Here is a 20,162-nt window from a genome sequence, read left to right as displayed (position 1 = left end):
CCCACCCCACCGGCCCCACCGGTCAGGACGAACCCGACGACGAGCAGGACACCCAGCGCGATGAACGAACCGTTCATCAGGCCGTGTTCGGGGGAGCAGATGTACCGCGACTCGGGCCAGGTCCGCAGGCCGCAGTGCACGTTGCCGAGGTCGCTGATGTTGTTCCGCGCCCAGCTGTAGGCCGGCCGCACCCAAGCCGACTCGACGATCCCCTGGACGACGAAGAACTGCGCCACACCCACGACCCACGCGACGTACCCGATCCGCTCCTTCAACGGCCCACCCTCCGTCGCCTCCCACGTCCCGACCGGCATTCGACGTCGTCCTCCCCCCTCCACCACGTGATCACGCCTGCCCTGCCCTGCCCCCAGGGATCAGAGGCTGGTGAGCAGGCCATCGAGCGGGGCGGGTACGCGATCGGGTTCGAGGGCCTCGACGAGGACGCGGCCGTAGCGGATCTTGCGCCCCTTCTTCGTGCCGAGGAAGCGCCGCAGTTGCTGCTGGGCGGTGCGGCCCTGCTGTGCGGGCTGGCGCAGGAAGGTCTGCAGGGCGCGCAGGTCGCCCTCCGCCCGGACGAGCTCCTCCACCCGTGCCACGCCCAGCGCGCGGATCAGCTCGTCCTCCAGATCCGCCGCGCAGACGAAGAACCGCTGCACCTGCCCTGGTGCCTGCCCTGGTATCTGCTCTTGTGCCTGCGCCGCACCGGCCGCCGCCTCCTCCAAGGCGCGGGCGTAGAAGTCACGTTCCCTCACGTCGCACAGTCCCGTGAGGCGCAGGCCCAGGCCGGGGGGTGGCCCGAGGAGCCGGGCGAAGCGCCCGACACTCATCGCACCGCCCATCGGCAGGACGCAGACCCCTTCCCCCTCCAGATCCCGCCCGCGACGCTCGGCCAGCGCGTCGACGGCCGCCGCATCGCTCGGCCCTTCGAGCAGGACGACCGCCCGGACGGGCAGCCGCGCCGCCAGCTCGCGCGCGGACTCACCGGACCCACCGGCCGCCCATCCAGTGACCGCTTCCCGGAACGCCCCCATGTCAGCCATGGCACGAGTCTGTGCCCTTCCCGGCCGGCACCGCACGGAATTTCCACCGGAGCCCGGCGATCTTCCCCTCGAACCGATCAAGCAGCAGGATGAGGAGGCCGTCGCACGGTGAAGGCGACCGGGGGGAGAGAAGACACGGTGGAGGGGACATGACCGGCCCATGGGTGAAGCTCGAACTGGACGTTGCGGCATTCGACGCGCCCCACTTCGAGACGTACGTGACGCGGTGCCGCGCGGACGGCATCCGCCTGACCACGCTCGCCGAACTGGGCGACACACCGGAACACCGCCGTGCGCTGTACGCACTGAACAAGGAGTGCTCCGCCGACATCCCCGAGCGCGGTGAGTTCTACTCCTTCGAGGAGTACGTCGAGCGGCGCTTCGAGGCCGACGGTTACGACCCCCGCGGCATCGTGATCGCCCTGGACGGCGACGACTGGATCGGCCTGGCGGCCACGTCGGTCCAGGAGGGCTTCCTCTTCAACGAGATGACCGGCGTACGGGCCGGCTACCGGGGCCGCGGCATCTCGATCGCCATGAAGACCTTCGGGATGGCCTTCGTCAGGGAGCAGGGAGCGAGCACGGTCCTGACCTTCCACCACCCGGCGAACGCGAACGCGATCGCCATGAATCGCAGAATGGGATTCGTGGACGCGGCCACGGAGGACTGAGCCCGGCTCGCCGGGCCGAACGCGCCGCCGGCCGACCCGGTCGCCTCTCCGGTGCCGGATCAGTCCTTGCGTCCCGTCGCGGCCACGGTGACACCGAGGCCGATCATCGTGAGCCCGCCGACCCCTCCGACCAGGGAGAGCCGTTGAGGTGAGCGGGCGAACCAGTCCCGCCCGGTCGCCGCGACCAGTCCCCACAGACTGTCGCAGGCCACCGCGATGATGTTGAAGACCAGCCCGAGCAGCAGCATCTGCACCACGACGTGTCCCTGGGCGCGGTCGACGAACTGCGGCAGCACGGCGGCGAAGAACACCATGGTCTTGGGGTTGGCCACCCCGACGGCGAACCCCTCCCACAACGTCCGCAGGCCGCCTTGCGTGGCCTTGTCACCGGTGAACGCGGCCTGCAGCGAGCCGCGTTGCCGCCACGCTGTGACACCCAGGTACACCAGATAGGCGGCACCGGCCAGTTTCAGCAGCGTGAAGACGAGAACGGAGCGCTCCACGATCGACCCGATCCCGAGAGCCACGGCCACGACGAGCACGTAGGCGCCCAACGTGTTTCCCACCACCGTGGTCAGTGCGGCGCGCCGCCCCTGCGCCAACGCCCGCCCGATCACGAACAGCACACTGGGCCCGGGGATCACGATCAGCAGGAACGACATGGCCGCGAAGGCGAGCAAGCGCTCAGCAGACACCATGGCGTTCATGAAAGCACGGGCCGGGTCCGCTCCTCAGCCCCTTTTCGTGGGGCGGGGCGCCGGAGCGTCGAACCGCGGCCCCGTTCTCCGCATCGCGGGTCGACCGCACAGCTGTTGAGCGGCATCGGTTCTCACCGGCATCGATCGTGAAGGGGCATGACCCGGATACGCCAGAAACCCGCCACGAGATGATCCTGAACACCTGGCAGGCCGTCTACGGCGCTGCGACTGCGGCGGCCTGTTCGTCGCGTTCGTGCGGCATCCGCGTCACGGTGGCGGGTGAGAGGTGCTGTCCCTTCGATGCCGCGGCCGAGCCGCTTGTGTTCGGGGGCGACGAGGGTGACGCGTACACCGGAGGAGCGGGTCTCTCCGGTTATCGCCGGGTCGTGGCCGGCGCTGCCGCGGAGGTGGGGGCGTCGCGCAGGCCGAGCCGCAGGTGCTCCACGTGGAAGAGGGCTTGCTCCAGGAGTTCGGCGACGTGGTTGTCGTACAGCGAGTAGACGATGGAGCGGCCGTGACGCTCGCCGGAGACCAGTCCCAGGTTGCGCAGCAGGCGCAGCTGGTGGGAGCAGGCGGAGGCTTCCATGCCGACGGAGTCGGCGAGGTCGCCGACCGAGCAGGGGCCTTCCTGGAGCCGGGCCAGGATGTACAGGCGTGAGGGGGTGGCCAGGGCCTGGAGGGTCGCGGCGACGTCGGTTGCCCCCGCCGCGTCCAGCCGCTCGCGCGGGGTGGCGTTGTTCCGGTCGTCGGCTCCGTGACCCATGGCGCCCATTCTAGCGATGACACCTGAAGACCTGTTCAGGTATTCCTGTACGGTGGTGGTCGTTTCCCCGCCCGCCCGTGAAGGGTTGTTTTGTCATGCCCTCTGCCCTGGATCAGCGGCCCGCGCCGGCCGCCGCCGGGCCGCGTCCCGCCCTGCCGCGGCGCCGCACGCGCGTCCTGGCGCTGCCGGAGGCCCGGTGGGCGCTGGCTGCGCTGGTGCTGTTCCTGCTCGCCCTGCCGCTGTACCTGCTGGGTGCCCCGGGGTGGCTGTGGGGGACGCTGTTCGCCGCGACCTACGTCGCCGGCGGCTGGGAGCCGGGCTGGGAAGGCCTGAAAGCCCTGAAGGACAAGACGCTGGACGTGGACCTGCTGATGGTCGTGGCGGCGCTCGGCGCCGCCGCGATCGGCCAGGTCCTGGACGGTGCGCTGCTGATCGTCATCTTCGCCACCTCCGGCGCCCTGGAGGCCATCGCGACCGCCCGCACCGCGGACTCCGTGCGCGGCCTGCTCGACCTCGCCCCCTCCACCGCGACCAGGCTCCTGCCCGACGGCACGGAGGAGAGCGTCGACGCCGCACAACTGACGGTCGGGGACACGATCCTGGTGCGGCCCGGTGAACGGGTCGGCGCCGACGGACAGGTCCTCGACGGAGCCGGCGAGGTCGACCAGGCGACCATCACCGGCGAGCCGCTGCCGGTGGCGAAGCAGTCCGGGGACGAGGTGTTCGCCGGCACCGTCAACGGCACCGGCGCCCTGCGCGTGCGGGTCGAACGGGACCCGGCGGACTCGGTGATCGCCCGGATCGTGAAGATGGTCGAGGAAGCCTCCGGGACCAAGGCCCCCACGCAGCTGTTCATCGAGAAGATCGAGCAGCGTTATTCGATCGGCATGGTCATCGCGACCCTGGCCGTCTTCGCGATCCCGCTCGCCTTCGGCGACGAGCTGCGGTCGGCTCTGCTGCGGGCGATGACGTTCATGATCGTCGCCTCGCCCTGTGCGGTGGTGCTCTCCACGATGCCGCCGCTGCTGTCCGCGATCGCCAACGCCGGACGCCACGGTGTGCTCGTCAAGTCCGCCGTCGTGATGGAACGCCTCGGGCAGATCGACGCCGTCGCGTTCGACAAGACCGGCACCCTGACCGAGGGCACCCCCCGCGTCACCGACATCCGCCCGCTGCCCGGCAGCGCCCTGGCCGAGGACGAGGTGCTCGCCCTCGCCGCCTCGGCCGAGCACCCCAGCGAGCACCCGCTGGCACGCGCCGTCGTGGACGCCGCCCGCGAACGCGCTCTGGTCCTGGCCGACGCGGGCGACTTCACCTCCGTCCCCGGTCAGGGCGTCACCGCCACCATCGCCGGCCACACCGTCCGGGTCGGCTCCCCGGCCCGGCTGCTGCCCGCCGACGCCGACCCGGCCCACCAGAAGGTGGTGCGGGAGCTGGAGGACGCCGGGCGTACCGCGGTGGCGGTGCTGTGCGACGGCGCACCGGTGGGGGTGCTGGGCATCGCCGACCGGCTGCGGCCGGACGCAGCCGCCACCGTCGCCGCCCTCACCCGCCTGACCGGCCGCCCCCCGGTGCTGCTGACCGGCGACAACGAGCGCGCCGCCCGGCACCTGGCCGCCGAGGTCGGCATCACCGACGTCCGCGCCGGGCTGCTGCCACAGGACAAGGTCACCGCCGTGCGGGAATGGCAGGAGCAGGGCCGCACGGTGCTCGTCGTCGGCGACGGCGTCAACGACGCACCCGCGCTGGCCGCCGCCCATTCGGGGATCGCCATGGGCAAGGCCGGCTCCGACCTCGCCCTGGAGACCGCCGACGCCGTCGTGGTCCGCGACGAGCTGGCCACCCTCCCCACCGTCGTGAACCTCTCGCGCACCGCCCGCCGCCTGGTCGTCCAGAACCTGGCCATCGCCGGGGTGTTCATCACCGCCCTGGTCGCCTGGGACCTGATCGGCACCCTCCCGCTTCCCCTCGGCGTCGCCGGACACGAGGGCTCCACCGTCATCGTCGGCCTCAACGGCCTGCGCCTGCTGCGCGAGGCAGCCTGGACCAACCCTGCCAAGGACACCGCATGAGCAAACGCACCCGCCGTGCCGCCCCCGCGACGGGGGCGGCACGGCCCACCATCACGGTCTGCCGCGGCTGCTGCTGCGGCACCCCCAAGATCCCCGGCCTCGATCACACAGCCCAACTGCGCGACCTGCGCCAGGCCGTGGACGGCGCCGCGACCGTACGGGTCACCGGCTGCCTGGGCGCGTGCGAACGCGCCAACGTCATCGTCGTCCAGCCCTCCGCCGAAGGCCGCAAGAACGGCGGCGCCCCCGTCTGGCTCGGCCTGGTTAACGACCCCGACGCCACCACCGACATCACCACCTGGGTCGGCAACGGCGGCCCCGGCCTCGCCGACCCGCCCGGCATCCTCGACCTCTACACCTTCCAGCCCTCACGCCGCATCCGCGCCGAACTCCACGACTGACCGGCCTCCCGGGCCGGGCGCCGTCGCAATCGGGACCGCCTGAGCGGGCACGGTGCTGACCGCGACGCCCATGCCGACGGCCAAGGCCACGGTCGCGAGTCGGGCTTTGAACCTTGAGGACTTCGTCATCCGTTCTCCCCGCAAAGTCGTTCGGGTAGGTCTCCCGAGGCCGGTCCACCCCCGTGGGTCCGGCCTGCGGTGACACCAACCGAGCCTGGGCCGCGGGATCTTGTCCGGCAACGGTTTGCGCTGTCCGGGACAAGGGCCGGACTGTCCGGGCCGGTCGGAAGGCTGTCCGGAACGGCGAAGGAGGAACGTCCGACGTGGCCGGGACGGGGATTGCCGGGTGTGAGACGCGTGACGACAATGACGGAATGGCGATCTTAGGCGGCTTGGAGCCCGGTGAGGCGCGGACTTCGGCCGAGTACGTCGGACTGCTGCGGCGGCTCAAGGAGCACAGCGGTCTGACCTACCGGCAGTTGGAGGAGCGGGCCGCCGAACGCGGCGACGTGCTCGCGCGCAGCACCCTCGCGGACGTCCTGCGCCGGGACGTACTGCCGAGGGCCGAGGTCGTCGCGGCGCTGGTACGGGCCTGCGGCCCCGAGGAGGACGTGGCCGAGTGGCTCGCCGCCCGGCAACGGCTCGCGGAGTGCGAGCGCCTCACGGGCGCGGAGATGCCGGAGGCCTCCGGGGCCGGCCACGCGCCGGAGCCTGATGGCGTCCTGGACGCCGATCGTGTCCCGGGGACGGGCCGTGTCCCGGAGGGCGAGGCTGCCGGTGGCGGTCGTACACGTACCGTCCCGCTCGCCCCACTCGTCGCGCTGGCCTCGCTCGGGACGGTCGTCCTGCTCGTCATCGCGGCGGTGGTTCTGCTGCCGGACGACGAACGGACGGGGGACTCCAAGGGCGGTGGCGCGGCCGGGCCGACTCCCGGGTGGTCGCGGGTACGGCCGGTCGGGGCGCCGACGTTGTGCCTGACCGACGGGGAGGCCCGGGTGGACGGCGACACCAAGACGGTCGCCGTGCAGCGGCCCTGCACGGAGGCGGTGCCGCCGCGCACGTATCTCCAACGGGAGTCCGACGGCCTGTACATCATCAAGTGGGACCACCCGGACCACGGCCCCGGCTGCCTCACCGTCCTCGACGGGGGACCGTTCCACGGGATGCTCGAACCCTGGCCCTGGAAGGCCTGCCAGGGCGGCAGCACCGCCCAACGGTTCCGCATCGAGCGTGCCCCCGGCGGCGGCACGGACCACTGGCGGTTCAGGCCGGCCCAGGACGCGGAACCCCTGTGCGTCGGCATCCGCGAGAGCGCCGAGGACCCCGACGGCTCCCAGGGCTCCGACAAGGCGGGCGCGGTGGCCGTGGCCCAGCGGTGCACCGTGCAGGACGCCAACGGCCAGGTGTTCATCATCGAGCCGGAGTGACACGCCGACGCCGGACGCGCACCCACCACCGAACCCGCCCCCCACCCCTCGTCGTCCGGAAATCCGACCCATCCATGAGGTGCCACCCATACATCACCGGCTTCCCAGGGCCGTCCCGTCAGCGTATGAGCGTGAGACGTGCAGCCGAAAGGGGCGCCGGAAGCCACCTCCTGTGCCTGCGGGCGCCCCTCCTGCAATCACTCCCTCACCAAGAGGACCCACGCCAGGCCTGTACCTTGGGTGTGCGGGCGAGGCCGTCACCGGAGTGACAACGAGTCGCCATGCCGCCTGCGTACGTGTCCGGTCCACTCCGGAGTCGGGGGGATCTGGGAGTCATCAAGCCCTAACGGGCCCTCCCGTACCCGGAACAACCCGCCAGTTGCTCCCGTATGAAGTGCAGTAGGCGTACGACCAACGGTTGTCGTTCGTCTGGACCCCCCTCGCAATCTTCGTGCTCTTGCCATTCGTGCAGGTGACCTTCGCGTAGTAGGCGAAGGTCACGTCACAACGAACCCCGTACGTCCTGCCGTCCACATCCCACGGCTCACCGTTGGTGCACCACGAAGGAAGGGCCAGCGCGCCTTGCGGTGCCGCCTCAACGGCCTGTGCGGGAACGGCTACGGAACCGAGAGCGAGGACAGCTCCCCCGAGTCCGACACCAAGAGCGGAACGAATACGCACGATGTACTCCTTCTCAGCCGCTTACGGATTCAGCTGGAGCGCCCCCAACTGACGGCCTCAAGAATGGCAAGGACGAAGAATGAGGAAAGTGGAGAAAGCTGTCCCGGACAGGGCATGGACTGTCCGGCCTGGCCAGGGCCCTGTCCGAGAAGTGTCCGGGACAAGTCTGCCGCAGCGAATGCCGGATTTACTGCGGCGGAGCCCCTACGGTGATCACCGCGACCTGCGGCGGGCTGCCCCGGCCGCCGAGGCGAGGTGTACGCATTTACTGCGGCAGCATCGGAAGGGTGGGGCGGGCATGACTATCGAACCAGTGACCGAACTCGGAGCCGAGTGCGCGCTTCGGCTGCCACGCGCCCGGGTCGCGCCGCCGGCGTCGTACACCGTGGCCATCGAGCGGTATCTCACCGGCGAGGGCATCGCGAAGTCCTTCGCGCGGATCTACCGGACCTCGCTGACGACATGGGATGGATGTTCGCCGGTGAACCCGCGCCGACCGGACCCGTTCGGCCCCGGCCTCGGCCGCGATCCTCGAAGAGGTCGTCGCGGCGGCCTCGACGGTGAGGAAGCCGTGGGGCACGCTGTGGGCGACGGCCCTGCGGAACAACCCGCGCGCCTGCTCCACGGCCATCAGGCAGGCGACCGATCCCGCGCCCGCGGAGTGCCCGGCGACCGTGACGTTGCCGGGATCACCACCGAACGCGGCGATGTTCTCCCGAACCCAGCGCAGAGCGGCCACCTGGTCGAGCAGCCCGCGGTTGTCGGGGAAACCCGGTACGTGGCCGAAGCCCTCGAAACCGACCCGGTAGTTGCAACTCACCACGACCACCCCGGCACGGGCGAGCGCGGTGCCGTCGAAGTCGGGCTGGGCGGAGGAGCCGAAGGTGTACGCGCCGCCGTGGATCCAGAACAGCACCGGCAGCGGCCCTCCGTCCGGCTGCCGCCGTACCCACACGTTGACGGTGAGAACGTCCTCGTCCTCCTCGCGCCACCTCGGCGAACCGGGCAACTCCGCCGACTGCGGCGCGACGGGCCCGAAAACCGTGCAGTCCCGCGGTCCGCTCCAGCCGTGAACGGGCTGAGGCTCGCGGAAACGGCGGGGGCCGAAGGGCGCGGCGGCGTACGGCACACCGAGGACGGCCACCACACCGTCGACCGGCCGCCGGCCGCGCACCGGGCCGCTCGTCGTCCGGAACTCCGACCCCGCCCACGATGTGTTGTTCCCCATGCGCCACCAGCCTTCCACGGCCCTCTGCGGCTTCGCGAGCGGCTCGTCGGTTCCGAACCGTGAGAACCGTGGCCGGTTTCCAATGTCGGACGCGGAGAGAACCACCAGGCCGCCTCAGGCGACCCCCACCACCGAACCCGGAGCGTTCCACGGCCGTGAGCAACGGAGAGTCGACACCGCGCTGATCCCCACCACCCGCACCCGAAGGCACTGTCCCACGGGAACTGTGGCTCTACCTGGGAGGATTGCGGGTCAGGGACCCCACGAACGCACTCCACGCACCAGCCCGCACACGAACCACCGGGCCTTCCGCCCGTTTCGAGTCACGTATGAGAGTGCCGTCGGCGGAGCAGGCGCATTCCACGCACTCGGTGCCGCTGCCGCCGCTGTAGGAGGACTTGAACCAGTTGGGCTCTGACGGTGTCGTCATCAGGACTCCTTGCTGATCCGATCGATGAGATCGGCGGAGGACTCGAGGTCGAGTGCCTGTGCGCTGAGGTATTCGAACGCCAACCTATAACGCTCCAGTTCCTGTGGCTTCTCCATGAACAGCCCACCGCCGAGGAGATCCACGTACACCACGTCCAGTTCAGGAGCCTGACCGCGTAGGACGGCGAAACTGCCGACGGCCGCCGCGTGAGCGCCACGGGCGAAGGGCAGGACCTGCACGGTGATGTGCGGACGCTGCGTCATCGCGAGCAGGTGTTCCAGCTGCCCCCGCATCACCTCGCGGCCACCGACCTGCCGTCGGAGTGCTGCCTCGTCAATCACGCACCAGATGTGCGGCGGTTCCTGGCGGTCCAACAGTTCCTGCCGCTTCATGCGGATGTCGACCATGTGCTGTACCTCCCGCTCCGGGCAGTGCGCCTCCGACGCCCGGTGAACGGCTTCTGCATAAGGACGTGTCTGGAGGAGGCCCGGGATGTACATGCACGCATAGTGGTCCTCGCGTACGACTTCGTCCTCAAGTGTGAGCATCAGGTTCATGGACTCGGGGATGGGGTCTGCCAGTGAGCGCCACCACCCCTGGATCTTCGCGCCCTTCGCTAGCTCGATGAGGGCGAGCCGTTCCTCGTCTGAGGCTTCGTACTCCCGGCAAAGGGCTTCCACGGCGGGCCACTTGACCGTGCCCTCCTTCGTCTCGTAGCGACTGAGCGTTGCCTTTGAGATGCCTACCCGGGCGCCTGCTTCCTCGAGCGTCAGGCCCTTGCGCTCACGCAGTCGGCGCAGGTCGGCGCCCAGCTGGCGCCTGCGGGTCGTCGGTCCAACTGGCATAGAAGTAGCCCTTCGATTCGATCACTTCAGAGCGTCCACAGGTGTGGGACGCCGGGGCAAGACGGCGTGTGCGCGGGGGCGCTCAGTGCGCTTCCGTGCTCCCACCAACGCGTGATGAGAGTTCCATTTTGAGAGTTTCAATGCAACTCTCGGTGTGGAATGAGCTTCAGCGTGTAACCATCGTGGCCCAGGTAGGAGTTGAACCGTGGAGCATGTCGCCTACAAGTCCCTGACATCTTGGGGGCTTCCCTTCCTCGCGGAGCCGGAAGAGGTCTCAGCCTTGCGCAGCCTCGTGCGGACGCATCTGGAAGCCTGGGGCTTCCAAGAGTTCATCGACTCGGCCCAACTGTGTGTCAGCGAGCTCGTCGCAAACGTGATCACGCACATCGGTCGAGGGACCCCGGCCCATCTCGCCGTCCTCCTCAACGGAACCCGTCTCCGCATCGAGGTGCGCGACCCCGACGCCCGCGCGCTTCCCACCCTCCTGGAATCCAGTGACGACGCCGAAGGAGGACGAGGTATGGCGCTGGTCGACGCCCTCGCGGATCGCTGGGGCGTCGAACTGCACGGCGACTGCAAGGTGACATGGTGCGAACTCGTCGCCGTACCGGCCGTGCCCGAGGGGCATACGGGCGGCGCGCGGGGAGCGAGAGCCGCGAAGGTGCTCAGCTTTTACGGAGAGAGCGAGCCCTGCACCACGTCCCGGCGAAGCCGGCTGAGCTCCATGGCGGCCGAGGCGACCGCCATCGACGTCATCGCCGACCTCCTGCACTGGCTTCAGGCTCACGGCCATGACGCCGACGACATCCTCGACCGCGCTCAGACGCGCTTCGAGGCCGGACTGGATGCGGCTCGCGCTCTTCGGTGAAGGTCAGCCCGCAGCCACCGCCTTGGCATACGACAACACGTCCGCAGGGATGGGATGTCTCACCTTCCAGGTGACGGCCATCGGCTTACTGCCCTCGTGCCTCTCGTACTCGGCAGGCCCCAACAGCATCCACGGCTGAGCACCGCCTATGTCGGTGGTCTTGTAGCGGCGGACGAACAGCAGCACCTGGCTGCCCTGAGCGACGTGACGCTGGTATCTCAGCCCCGTCGGGGACGTCTCCGAGGTCTGGTTCTGGGACTCCCAGTGGAACCGCGTCTCGCTCAATGCGAAGTCCCGGTAGCGGGTCTGCGGGGAGAAATCCTTCTCGTCCTTTTCGAGGGTGATGAGGAGCGCGTCGGTCTTCACGGACTCGCACCACCTCACTCCTTCCCGGAAGTCGCCCGGCATGAAGCCCCCGATGTCGGACTGGCCGAGAGCGGGAAGGATCTCTTCACGGGTGTAGGAGGCGTGCACGGCCAGCGGAACACCCCGGTCTCCGGACGCCCCGAGGAGGGGGATGGGCACGTGCTCGGTGTGCGCGAGGTTGTACGCCAGCACTTGGCGCAGCTCGCTGCGGAAAGCATGCTGCTTTCGAAGGATGGCGAACCCGGCGTCGTAGTGCGCGAAGCCCTTCCTCGTGACACCGCCCAGCGGCCACAGCTGGAAGAAGAGCATGCGTGCGTACGCTTTTCCCTGCTCATCGAGGTCGTTGTAGGCAGGGGCGTCGTCTTCGAGCATGCGCGTGTACTCGGCCACGCGCAGCGGGTCATCGACGTGGAGGAAGGCAGGTATCCGTTTGAGGAGCTCAGGCTCTCCCTCGGGTGCCTCGCGGTCCATCAATCCGGCGCGACGGAGCAGCCTGGTCCACGAGTTCCCGTTCCCCCGGTACATCTCCTTAAGCTCCCGCCCGCTTTCCTCCAGGTAACGGCTGAGACGGGGCTCTGCGTACTCGGCCACTTCACGCGCCAGCGTGGTCACGTTGACGCTGAGCTGATCCTTGATGTTGGCGATAATCGTGCGCTTGGCCTTCTCCTCGAGCATGATCTCGCAGCCGGAGGGGAGCTGCGGGAAGTCATGCTCGATGTGGTCCAGCAGCCGCTTGCGTGTCAGGTTCGTCAGGGCACGGAACTGGTTCTCGAAACGGAACTCCTTGCGGTGCTGGCTGATGAAGTCCAGGACGGTCAGCACCGCCTTGTTGTCGGAGCGCCGGAGACCACGGCCGAGCTGCTGGAGGAACACGGTCGCGCTTGAGGTGGGACGGAGGAGGAGCAGGGTGTCGACATCGGGGATGTCGACACCTTCGTTGAAGAGGTCGACCGAGAAAACCACCTGTAGATCACCGGACTTCAGGTCCGCGAGCGCCTGTCGCCGCTGATCAGCTGGCGTCTCCCCGGACACGGCGACGGCGTTGAAACCGGCGGAACGGAAGGACTCCGCCATAAAGTGCGCATGAGCGACGGAGACGCAGAACCCCAACGCCCGCATACGGCTGGGGTCCGCCACCTTCTCCTCGATGGCCTTCACGACGAGGCCAGCGCGGACCGTGTTACCCGTCAGGACGTTGCTGAGCGAGCTCACGTCATAGGCTCCCCGCTTCCACTCCACGGCGCTCAGGTCGGTGTTGTCGCTGATGCCGAAGTAGTGGAAGGGGCAGAGGAGGTTGTTGTCCAGCGCCTCCCACAGGCGCATCTCGGCGGCGATTCGGCCGTCGAAGAACTCGTCCTGGACGTTCTTGCCATCCATGCGTTCGGGGGTGGCCGTCAGACCGAGCAGTTCCAGCGGCTGGAAGTGGTCAATGATCTTCCGGTACGTCGGCGAGGTTCCGTGATGGAACTCATCGATCACGATGACGTCGAAGTGGTCGGGGGCGAGGCGATCAAGCGCCCTCGCGTTGAGCGACTGCACGCTTGCGAAGACATGCGTCCAGCGCTCCGGGATCTCCCCGCTGTGCAGGGGCTCTCCGAAGTTCGCGTCGAGTAGGACGTCCTGGTAAGTCCGCATGGACTGCTGCAGGATCTCCTTGCGGTGGGCGACGAAGAGGAGGCGCAGGTCGCGCTCGTGCCTCCGGCGGAGATGCTTGTAGTCCAGCGCGGCCATGACCGTCTTGCCCGTACCCGTGGCCGCCACCAGGAGGTTGCGGTGCCGATCGTGCAGCTCGCGCTCGACGGCAAGGCGCTCGAGCATGTCGCGCTGATGGGGGTACGGCCGTACCTCGAGGCCGGACAGCGTGATGGGGCGGTCTGCTGAGGAAGGACCACCGGCCATTGTCAGTGCTTCCTGAAGGCGACTGCCGTCGGTGTGGGGTTCGTACGTCTCGAAGGACGGGTCGTTCCAATACGACTCGAACGTCGCCTCGAACTTCCGCATCACCTCGGGCGTGGCCACGGAGGACAGGCGTACGTTCCACTCGAGGCCGTCGAGGAGCGCGGCCTTCGACAGATTCGAGCTGCCGACGTACGCCGTGTGATAGCCGCTGTTTCGCTGGAACAGCCACGCCTTAGCGTGAAGCCGGGTCGACCGCGTTTCGTAGTTGACCTTCACCTCGGCATGGAAGTCTTCGACCAGGCGGTCCAGGGCTCGACGCTCGGTGGCCCCCATGTACGTGGTGGTCAGAACCCGTATCGGCACACCGCGCTCCCGGGCCGCCCGCAAGGACCGCTCGATGACGCGCAGCCCGTGCCATTTAACGAAGGCGCACAGGAGGTCCACGCGGTCGGCAGTAGCGAGCTCCGCGCGCAATTCAAATCCGAGGCTTGGGTCCTCGGGGGAGTTCGTCAGGAGCGCGGTGTCAGAGAGCGGGATGCCGGGGCGCACGGCGAAAACTCCAGGTGCTTCCTGCTGTGTGATCGCTAGGAGCTGCCGAGGGCCGTCTGCGACGAGGTCCACCCACTCCTGAGCTCCGTTGAGCGTGCTGATGGACTCCAAGATGTGGTTGGCCGCGTACACGCGATCCTCAACGGGCAAGTTCTGCAGGACGCGACGCACAGTGTGAGAGACGTGCCGTGCAAGTAGATGAGGGACCGACTCAGGACCTACTGCGTCGCTCACCGGATGCCAGCCGAGTTGGGAGAGCTCCTTCAACTTCTGCTCGAAGCGGAGCGTGATCAGTTGCTCGTACAGGCCTGGCGCGGGGTGGGTCAGATCCTCCAGCTCGGACACATGGGCTCCTTCGAGTGCTCGGGGCAACGGGCTCATGTGTAACAGAGAGCTCTGACAATCCGGGCAGAGGTGGTCCGAGAGTGCAAACCCTCATGCTTCAACACGGCTTATTTTAAATACAGTTGACAAAATTGATCACTCTCGTTCAAGTATGGGCGGGTGGAAATCGAACGAGTCATCGGGCATATAGACGGTGTTCCTGTGGGCGCGGTCTTCCATCGGCGACTAAACGTGATGCGGGCGAAACTGCACCAAACGAACCAGAGGGGCATCTCCTGGCTCGAGGACCAAGACGGCCGCAAGGTCGGAGACGCGATCGTCCTGCACGGAGGCTACGAGGACGACGAGGACCACTGGGACTGGATTCGGTACACCGGGGCTTCGAAGAACGAGGACAAGGAGCCCAGCGGCAGGCTGCTCCGAAGCCAGTCGTGGTCGTACGTGGACAACGCTGCGCTCCGGCTCAGCTACGAGCGGGGACACCCCATACGCGTGATCCGAGGATACGAGGGGGACCCGCGGTACTCACCGTTCGACTCCTATAGGTATGACGGCCTATACATGATCACGGGTGTTCGTACGACTACTTCCAAGCGTCCGGCCCCTGACGGGTCACCGATTGACATTTGTCAGTTCGATCTACGCCGCTTGCTGGGGCGTGAGCAGGTGCAGACCCCGCTCGAACGTCTTGTTGCTGATGTGTTGGCAGAGCTCGATGACGAGCAAGACCAGCAGGGCGACGAGCAGCAGTACGCGGAGAAGTTCCCGCGATCGCGCAGCATGCGGGTGCGTCGCCTGGTCCGGGATACGGCTGCCGCAGAGCGGATCAAGCAGCTCTACGAGGGGGTGTGCCAGCTGTGTGGCCTCCGACTGGTCGGGCCGGATGGTGAGCCGTACAGCGAGGGCGCCCACATACGGCCTTTGGGGAAGCCTCATCATGGCCCCGACGTCGAGCCCAACATTATGTGCCTCTGTCCTAATTGCCACGTGCGGCTTGACATTGGCGCGATTGCGATAGGCGAGGACTGGTCTGTCATCGCGCGTGCAGATGTATCGGGTGCGAAGCTCTTGTCGAAGCTCACCGTGAAGGACGGCCATCGAGTTCACCAGGAGCACCTCCGCTACCACCGTAGGTATTGGGAGAAGAAGGGTCCTACTCAGACGCATTAGAGGGAGCATGGAAGGCGTCTGCTTCTCGGCCCGCGATAGGATCCGCGACCTGCTGTCGACCTGAGAAGGAGAGCGACGACCGTGACGGCCATCGCGGTGACCGGGCACATGGACCTGACCGAGGACAGCACCCCTCTGGTCTGCACCGCTTTGGACGACCTGCTCAAGCCGTACGTCGACTCCCTCTTCGCCGAAGCGGTCCTTGCCGCCTGTGGACGCCTGACCGTCGTCATCCCCTTCCAGGACTACCGGCAGAACAAGGTCAAGCCCGACCACGCCGCCCTCTTCGACCACCTCGTCGAAGCCTCCCGGGACTTCGAGCGGTGGCCGAGAAGTGTCTGGGCCACGGCCAGGCAGACGAGTTAGGAGTCGCTGAACAGGGTTGGCCTGCAAGGGCATCGCGTTGCCCTGATCCCGTCGTCGCTCTTCCCGTACAGTGCCGTCAAGAGGGTGTTCGGGTCTGTCCTCACGCACGAATCTCGGACGCCCTTCACCCGCTCCGGAGGCCACACCGCAGAGCTGCGGTCGCGCTCGGCAGGAGCGTGTAGCCATCGGAGGTCTGAGGCCGGCGATCAGGGGAGGAAGCCCTGAAGTGTCCTGACAGGTCGCCTGATGCGCGTCGCGCCGCCCATGGTGCCGTCTCCACCACCCTGGCCCTGTGCAGTGATCGCGCCCTGCGCGAGCTCGTGGATGTCGCCACGCCGATCGGGTCCGGTATCGGCGGCAAGTCGGCCCTGCTGGAGGTCGCCGGAACACCGGTCTTCGTGAAGCGGGTGCCCCTCACCGATCTGGAGAGGCAACCGGACAACGTCCGCTCCACGGCGAACGTGTTCGAGCTGCCGGCCTTCTGCCAGTACGGCATCGGCACCATCGGCGCGCCGGGCTTCGGGGCCTGGAGGGAACTCGCCGTGCACACCATGACGACGAACTGGGTGCTCGCGGGGGAGTACGAGGGCTTCCCCCTGATGTACCACTGGCGGGTGTTGCCGGATTCCACGCCCCTGCCCGAGGAACTGGCCGACGTCGAACGGGCTGTTGCCTACTGGGGCGGTGGACCGGAGGTGCGCCGTCGGATCGAGGCGCTTCAGCAGTCCTCGGCGAGCGTCGCGCTGTTCCTGGAGTACATCCCGCAGAATCTGCACCAGTGGCTGGGTGAGCGGATGGACGCAGGCGGGGAGGCCGCCGACCGGGCCTGCGTCATGGTGGAGAGGGACCTGGAAGCCGGGACCTCGTTCATGAACAGCCGTGGCCTCCTGCACTTCGACGTCCACTTCGAGAACATCCTGACCGACGGCCGACGTCTTTTCTTCGCCGACTACGGGCTTGCGGTCTCCTCCCGGTTCGAGCTGTCGCCGGAGGGGGCCGGCTTCTTCGACCGGCATCGGACCTACGACCGCTGCTACTCGGTCAGCTATCTGGTGAACTGGCTGGTCACCGCCCTGTACGGATACCGGAGGGACGACCGCGAGGCGCAGGTACGCGCTTATGCGCAAGGCGAACGTCCCAGGGAAATCCCAGAGGAGGCCGCGGCGATCCTCGCCCGACACGCACCGCTCACCGCGGTGATGGCGGACTTTTTCCGCACGTTCGAGCGCGAGAGCAGGGAGACCCCTTACCCGCTGGAGGAGATCCGCCGAACGGGCTGTATGTACAGCGCGTCCCTCGACTGACGGACCCCTGAGGCCGGCACTCGGACACGGCCCGGCTGTACAGGTGGTAGTACCCGTCGAAGGCGCCGGCGACGGGGGTCTTGACCGTCGGCTTGCTCACCGGGGAGAAGCAGTCCGCCGCCCTTCTGTCGGCCGGCTACCGCGTCGTCACCTACGACCGCCGCGGCTTCGGCCGGTCCGGCCAGCCCGCCACCGGCTACGACACCTTCGCCGCCGACCTGAACACCGTCCTGGAGACCCTCGACCTGCGTGACACCGTCCTCGTCGGCTTCTCCATGGGCACCGGCGAAGTCGGCCGCTACCTGGGCACGTACGGCTCCGCCCGGTTCGCCAAGGCCGCCTTCCTCGCCTCCCTGGAGCCGTTCCTGCTCCAGACCGACGACAACCCCGGGGGCGTCGACGGCGCCGTCTTCGAGGGCATCGCGCAGGCCGTCACCGCCGACCGCTATGCCTGCTTCACCGCGCTCTTCAACGACTTCTACCTTTGATCTTGGCTAGTGCTCCGCCCTTCAGGACGGGGGTGAAGGCCATCTCCGGACTGCTCCGACCCGCGCTGTTTGTACGGGGCCGCAGTGTTGTCATCGGCCGTGGGACGCTGCTGATTCTCGATGTACTGGCGTACGACGGTCAGCGGTGCCCCGCCGCAGGATCCGGCGAAGTAGGAGCCGGACCAGAAGTGGCCGCCCCACAGATACCGGCGGACGTGAGCGTTGTACTCCTTGCGCAGCAGGCGGGCGGAGACGCCCTTGAGGGAGTTGACCAGCTTGGAGAGCTGGACCTTCGGCGGGTAGTGCACCAGGAGGTGCACGTGATCCTCTTCGCCGTCGAACTGCTTCAGTTCGGCCTCGAAATCGGTACAGACCTCCCGCATGATCTCCTCGCACCTGGTCAGCATGGCGTCGGTGAACGCCTCTCGCCGGTACTTGGTGACGAAGACCAAATGGGCATGCAGGTTGTACACGACGTGACGGCCGGTGCGTACATCAGGGTTTGGATTCCAGCGTGGTGACATAAACCAAATGGTACAGTGATCGCGTGAACACGGAGCGTGCGCTGAAGGGGTGGCAGTACGGGCATCGCGCCCGGCTGGCGCTGACGCCTGCGCAGGCTCGGCTTGTGGACGATCAGGCTCATGCGGCGCGGGCGATGTGGAATCAGCTCCATGACCTGTGGACCATGACGCCGAAGTGCCAGAGGTCGCTGTCCCGCATGGACCAGACGTTGCGTCAGGCGCGTAAGGAGATCGACTGGTACGCGGTGCTGCCCGCACAGGCCGCACAGGCGGTCCTCAAAACGTACTTCCAGGCGTGGAAGAACTGCTGGGACGGGCGGGCCGACGCACCGACCTTCAAGGCCCGCATCCGCACCGTCATGTCTGTGGACATCCCGCAGGGCCGGGACCTCCAGATCAAGCGGGTGCACCGACGGTGGGGCATGGCCAACATCCCCAAGGTCGGCCGCGTTCGGTTCCGCTGGACCCGTGATCTCCCGGTGGGCAAGGCGGCGAACAAGGAGAACCGGATCACCGGCGCCCGGCTGGTCAAGGACGCCCTCGGCTGGCATATCGCCTTCCGCGTCCAGAGCCTGGAGCCCAGGCCCGCACCACATGGCGGCGGCGAGGTCGGCATCGACGCCGGGGTGAACCTGCCCCTGGCCCTGTCCGACGGCAACCACCAAAACCACGGCCGCCCGCCCCGCCTGCCCGACGGCACCGCCGACCGGGACAAATGGCTGAACCCGGACGAGAAGGCCAAGCTGCTCCGCCTGGAACAACGGGCCGCACACCGCACATCCTTCCGCAGGCCGAAGGAGCGCAGCTCCAACCGACTGCAAAAAACCTACGACCAGATCAAGCAGCTCCGCGCAAGAGCCACGCGCCGCGCCGTTGACTGGCAACACCAGACCACAACGAACCTCGCCCGCACCTACGGCACGGTCGTGGTCGAACAACTCACCATCACGAACATGGTCAAGTCCGCCAGGGGAACCATTGAGGAACCCGGGAAGAATGTCGCGCAGAAATCCGGCCTGAACCGCTCCATCAACCAAGAGGCATGGGGCCGCACCGTGACGATGCTGACGTACAAGACCGCCCGGCACGGCGGCACCTTGCACAAGGTCCCCGCCCCGAACACCTCCCTGCGTTGCTCCGCGTGCGGCTTCATCACGCCCGGCAGCCGGGAGTCCCAGGCCGTGTTCGTGTGCAAGAACCCCGACTGCGGCTGGGAAGGCAACGCCGACCACAACGCGGCCCGCAACGTCCTGCATCTGTACCGGACGGGCCTCGCGCTCGTCCCGGCTGCCGGGAGGGCAGTCGTCAGGCGTCCCCGTGGCGTCAAGCCCGCTGCCGCAAGGTAAGCGGGAATCTCCTCCCTGAGTTTGTGAAGGGAGGAGAGCGCTTCAAAACCTGGACGAGAACCTCGGCACCCGGATCAGCGAGGAGGCCGTCCGCAACAGCTGGAACGTCGCCGCCGGCTCCTCCTGGCACGCCTCGCTGGCCTGCGTGGCGACCTGGACCACCGACTTCCGCGCCGACATTCCCAAGGTCGACGTCCCGGCGCTGATCCTGCACGGCACCGCCGACCGCATCCTGCCGATCGAGGCCACCGGGGAGCCGTTCCGCCGGGCCCTCCCGCAGGCCGAGTACGTCGTCGTCGACGGCGCCCCGCACGGCCTGCTGTGGACCCACGCCCAGGAGGTCACCGACGCCCTGCTCGCCTTCCTGGCCAAGTAGGACCGGAAGCGGCCGGACTCCACCGCCCCGGGCCGCCCTGTGCGCCCCTCGCCCGACAGGAGAGGGGCGCACGGCCCGCCTCCAGGTCCGGGACCTCGTCGTCCCTCTCGAAAACCCGTCCTCGTCATCCAAGTCCGGGTCCATGTCCCCCGTCGCACCGCCGTCGTGCCGTGGCGCTCCCCGTACGTGCGGCCCGAGCCGCACCGGCAGGTGGCCGACCGTTGCGGGGGCCACGGGAGGGCGCGGCCGTGGGCCCCCGGGGCGCGCTGCGGCACCACAGGCCGTGCCCGCCTGCGCAGGCGGGC

At 68.1% G+C, this 20,162-nt stretch carries 15 protein-coding genes and 5 pseudogenes; 11 read left to right on the top strand and 9 right to left on the bottom strand.

Annotated elements, in window-relative coordinates:
* Positions 1 to 314 (bottom strand): DUF998 domain-containing protein (locus AOK11_RS07625; protein ID WP_157869299.1); only part of this gene is annotated, 314 nt, incomplete at its 3' end.
* Positions 315 to 374: 60 nt separating this feature from the next.
* Positions 375 to 1,040, bottom strand: a complete 666-nt coding sequence (locus tag AOK11_RS07620; RefSeq protein ID WP_055592876.1) for a TOPRIM nucleotidyl transferase/hydrolase domain-containing protein — start codon at positions 1,038 to 1,040, stop codon at positions 375 to 377.
* Positions 1,041 to 1,189: 149 nt separating this feature from the next.
* On the opposite strand from AOK11_RS07620, the gene AOK11_RS39290 reads away from it, so the two are divergent.
* Positions 1,190 to 1,711 (top strand): GNAT family N-acetyltransferase, encoded by a 522-nt coding sequence (locus AOK11_RS39290; RefSeq protein WP_079034692.1) that lies wholly within the window; start codon positions 1,190 to 1,192, stop codon positions 1,709 to 1,711.
* 59 nt (positions 1,712 to 1,770) lie between these two features.
* Here the strand turns inward: AOK11_RS39290 and AOK11_RS07610 are convergent, their stop codons facing one another.
* The gene (locus tag AOK11_RS07610) at positions 1,771 to 2,409 is read right to left on the bottom strand and encodes a LysE family translocator (protein ID WP_055592878.1); all 639 of its coding nucleotides are present in this window, start codon (positions 2,407 to 2,409) and stop codon (positions 1,771 to 1,773) included.
* A 373-nt stretch (positions 2,410 to 2,782) separates the two neighbouring features.
* Positions 2,783 to 3,172 (bottom strand): ArsR/SmtB family transcription factor, encoded by a 390-nt coding sequence (locus AOK11_RS07605; RefSeq protein WP_055592877.1) that lies wholly within the window; start codon positions 3,170 to 3,172, stop codon positions 2,783 to 2,785.
* Positions 3,173 to 3,267: 95 nt separating this feature from the next.
* Between AOK11_RS07605 and AOK11_RS07600 the strand changes: the two genes are divergently transcribed.
* The 3 genes from AOK11_RS07600 (at position 3,268) to AOK11_RS07590 (ending at position 7,072) form a co-directional block, all read left to right on the top strand.
* Positions 3,268 to 5,244, top strand: coding sequence for a heavy metal translocating P-type ATPase (locus tag AOK11_RS07600; protein WP_055592875.1), 1,977 nt, complete (start codon positions 3,268 to 3,270; stop codon positions 5,242 to 5,244).
* Positions 5,241 to 5,645: a (2Fe-2S) ferredoxin domain-containing protein gene (locus tag AOK11_RS07595; RefSeq protein ID WP_055592874.1), complete on the top strand. Its 405-nt coding sequence runs from the start codon at positions 5,241 to 5,243 to the stop codon at positions 5,643 to 5,645. The genes AOK11_RS07600 and AOK11_RS07595 overlap by 4 nt, the downstream gene beginning before the upstream one ends.
* 374 nt (positions 5,646 to 6,019) lie before the next feature.
* The gene (locus AOK11_RS07590; RefSeq protein ID WP_055592873.1) at positions 6,020 to 7,072 is read left to right on the top strand and encodes a helix-turn-helix domain-containing protein; all 1,053 of its coding nucleotides are present in this window, start codon (positions 6,020 to 6,022) and stop codon (positions 7,070 to 7,072) included.
* A 1,192-nt stretch (positions 7,073 to 8,264) separates the two neighbouring features.
* Here the strand turns inward: AOK11_RS07590 and AOK11_RS07585 are convergent.
* The 3 genes and pseudogenes from AOK11_RS07585 to AOK11_RS07580 form a co-directional block, all read right to left on the bottom strand.
* Positions 8,265 to 8,981 (bottom strand): annotated as a pseudogene (locus AOK11_RS07585) (carboxylesterase family protein); the annotation flags it as partial.
* 232 nt (positions 8,982 to 9,213) lie between these two features.
* Entirely contained in the window at positions 9,214 to 9,411 is a 198-nt protein-coding gene (locus tag AOK11_RS39285; RefSeq protein WP_079034691.1) for a DUF397 domain-containing protein, read from the bottom strand.
* Positions 9,411 to 10,256, bottom strand: a complete 846-nt coding sequence (locus AOK11_RS07580; RefSeq protein ID WP_055592872.1) for a helix-turn-helix domain-containing protein — start codon at positions 10,254 to 10,256, stop codon at positions 9,411 to 9,413. Before AOK11_RS07580 ends, AOK11_RS39285 begins: the two co-directional genes overlap by 1 nt.
* Before the next feature lie 205 nt (positions 10,257 to 10,461).
* On the opposite strand from AOK11_RS07580, the gene AOK11_RS07575 reads away from it, so the two are divergent.
* Positions 10,462 to 11,124 carry an ATP-binding protein gene (locus tag AOK11_RS07575; RefSeq protein ID WP_055592871.1) on the top strand — a complete coding sequence of 221 codons (663 nt, stop codon included), beginning with the start codon at positions 10,462 to 10,464 and terminating at the stop codon, positions 11,122 to 11,124.
* A 3-nt stretch (positions 11,125 to 11,127) separates the two neighbouring features.
* On the opposite strand, the gene AOK11_RS07570 is transcribed toward AOK11_RS07575, so the two are convergent.
* Positions 11,128 to 14,319, bottom strand: a complete 3,192-nt coding sequence (locus AOK11_RS07570; protein ID WP_055592870.1) for a DEAD/DEAH box helicase — start codon at positions 14,317 to 14,319, stop codon at positions 11,128 to 11,130.
* Between the two features lie 123 nt (positions 14,320 to 14,442).
* Between AOK11_RS07570 and AOK11_RS07565 the strand changes: the two genes are divergently transcribed.
* The 4 genes and pseudogenes from AOK11_RS07565 to AOK11_RS07550 all read left to right on the top strand — a co-directional run.
* Positions 14,443 to 15,453, top strand: a complete 1,011-nt coding sequence (locus tag AOK11_RS07565; RefSeq protein WP_079034690.1) for a YDG/SRA domain-containing protein — start codon at positions 14,443 to 14,445, stop codon at positions 15,451 to 15,453.
* An 81-nt stretch (positions 15,454 to 15,534) separates the two neighbouring features.
* Positions 15,535 to 15,768 (top strand): annotated as a pseudogene (locus AOK11_RS07560) (hypothetical protein); the annotation flags it as partial.
* Positions 15,769 to 16,040: 272 nt separating this feature from the next.
* Positions 16,041 to 17,123: a protein kinase family protein gene (locus AOK11_RS07555; RefSeq protein WP_055592867.1), complete on the top strand. Its 1,083-nt coding sequence runs from the start codon at positions 16,041 to 16,043 to the stop codon at positions 17,121 to 17,123.
* Between the two features lie 104 nt (positions 17,124 to 17,227).
* Positions 17,228 to 17,605 (top strand): annotated as a pseudogene (locus AOK11_RS07550) (alpha/beta fold hydrolase); the annotation flags it as partial.
* A gap of 107 nt (positions 17,606 to 17,712) precedes the next feature.
* On the opposite strand, the pseudogene tnpA reads toward AOK11_RS07550, so the two are convergent.
* Positions 17,713 to 18,135: pseudogene (gene tnpA / locus AOK11_RS07545) on the bottom strand (IS200/IS605 family transposase); the annotation flags it as partial.
* Positions 18,136 to 18,158: 23 nt separating this feature from the next.
* Here tnpA and AOK11_RS07540 point away from each other — a divergent pair.
* Complete coding sequence (locus AOK11_RS07540) at positions 18,159 to 19,481, top strand: RNA-guided endonuclease InsQ/TnpB family protein (protein ID WP_055592866.1); 1,323 nt, start codon at positions 18,159 to 18,161, stop codon at positions 19,479 to 19,481.
* Between the two features lie 46 nt (positions 19,482 to 19,527).
* Positions 19,528 to 19,857 (top strand): annotated as a pseudogene (locus tag AOK11_RS07535) (alpha/beta fold hydrolase); the annotation flags it as partial.
* Between the last annotated feature and the right edge of the window lie 305 nt (positions 19,858 to 20,162).

The sequence above is a fragment of the Streptomyces hirsutus genome, assembly GCF_001418415.1.
In the GTDB taxonomy this organism is placed as follows: Bacteria; Actinomycetota; Actinomycetes; order Streptomycetales; family Streptomycetaceae; genus Streptomyces; species Streptomyces hirsutus.
This window is presented reverse-complemented; position numbering and strand designations above follow the sequence as displayed.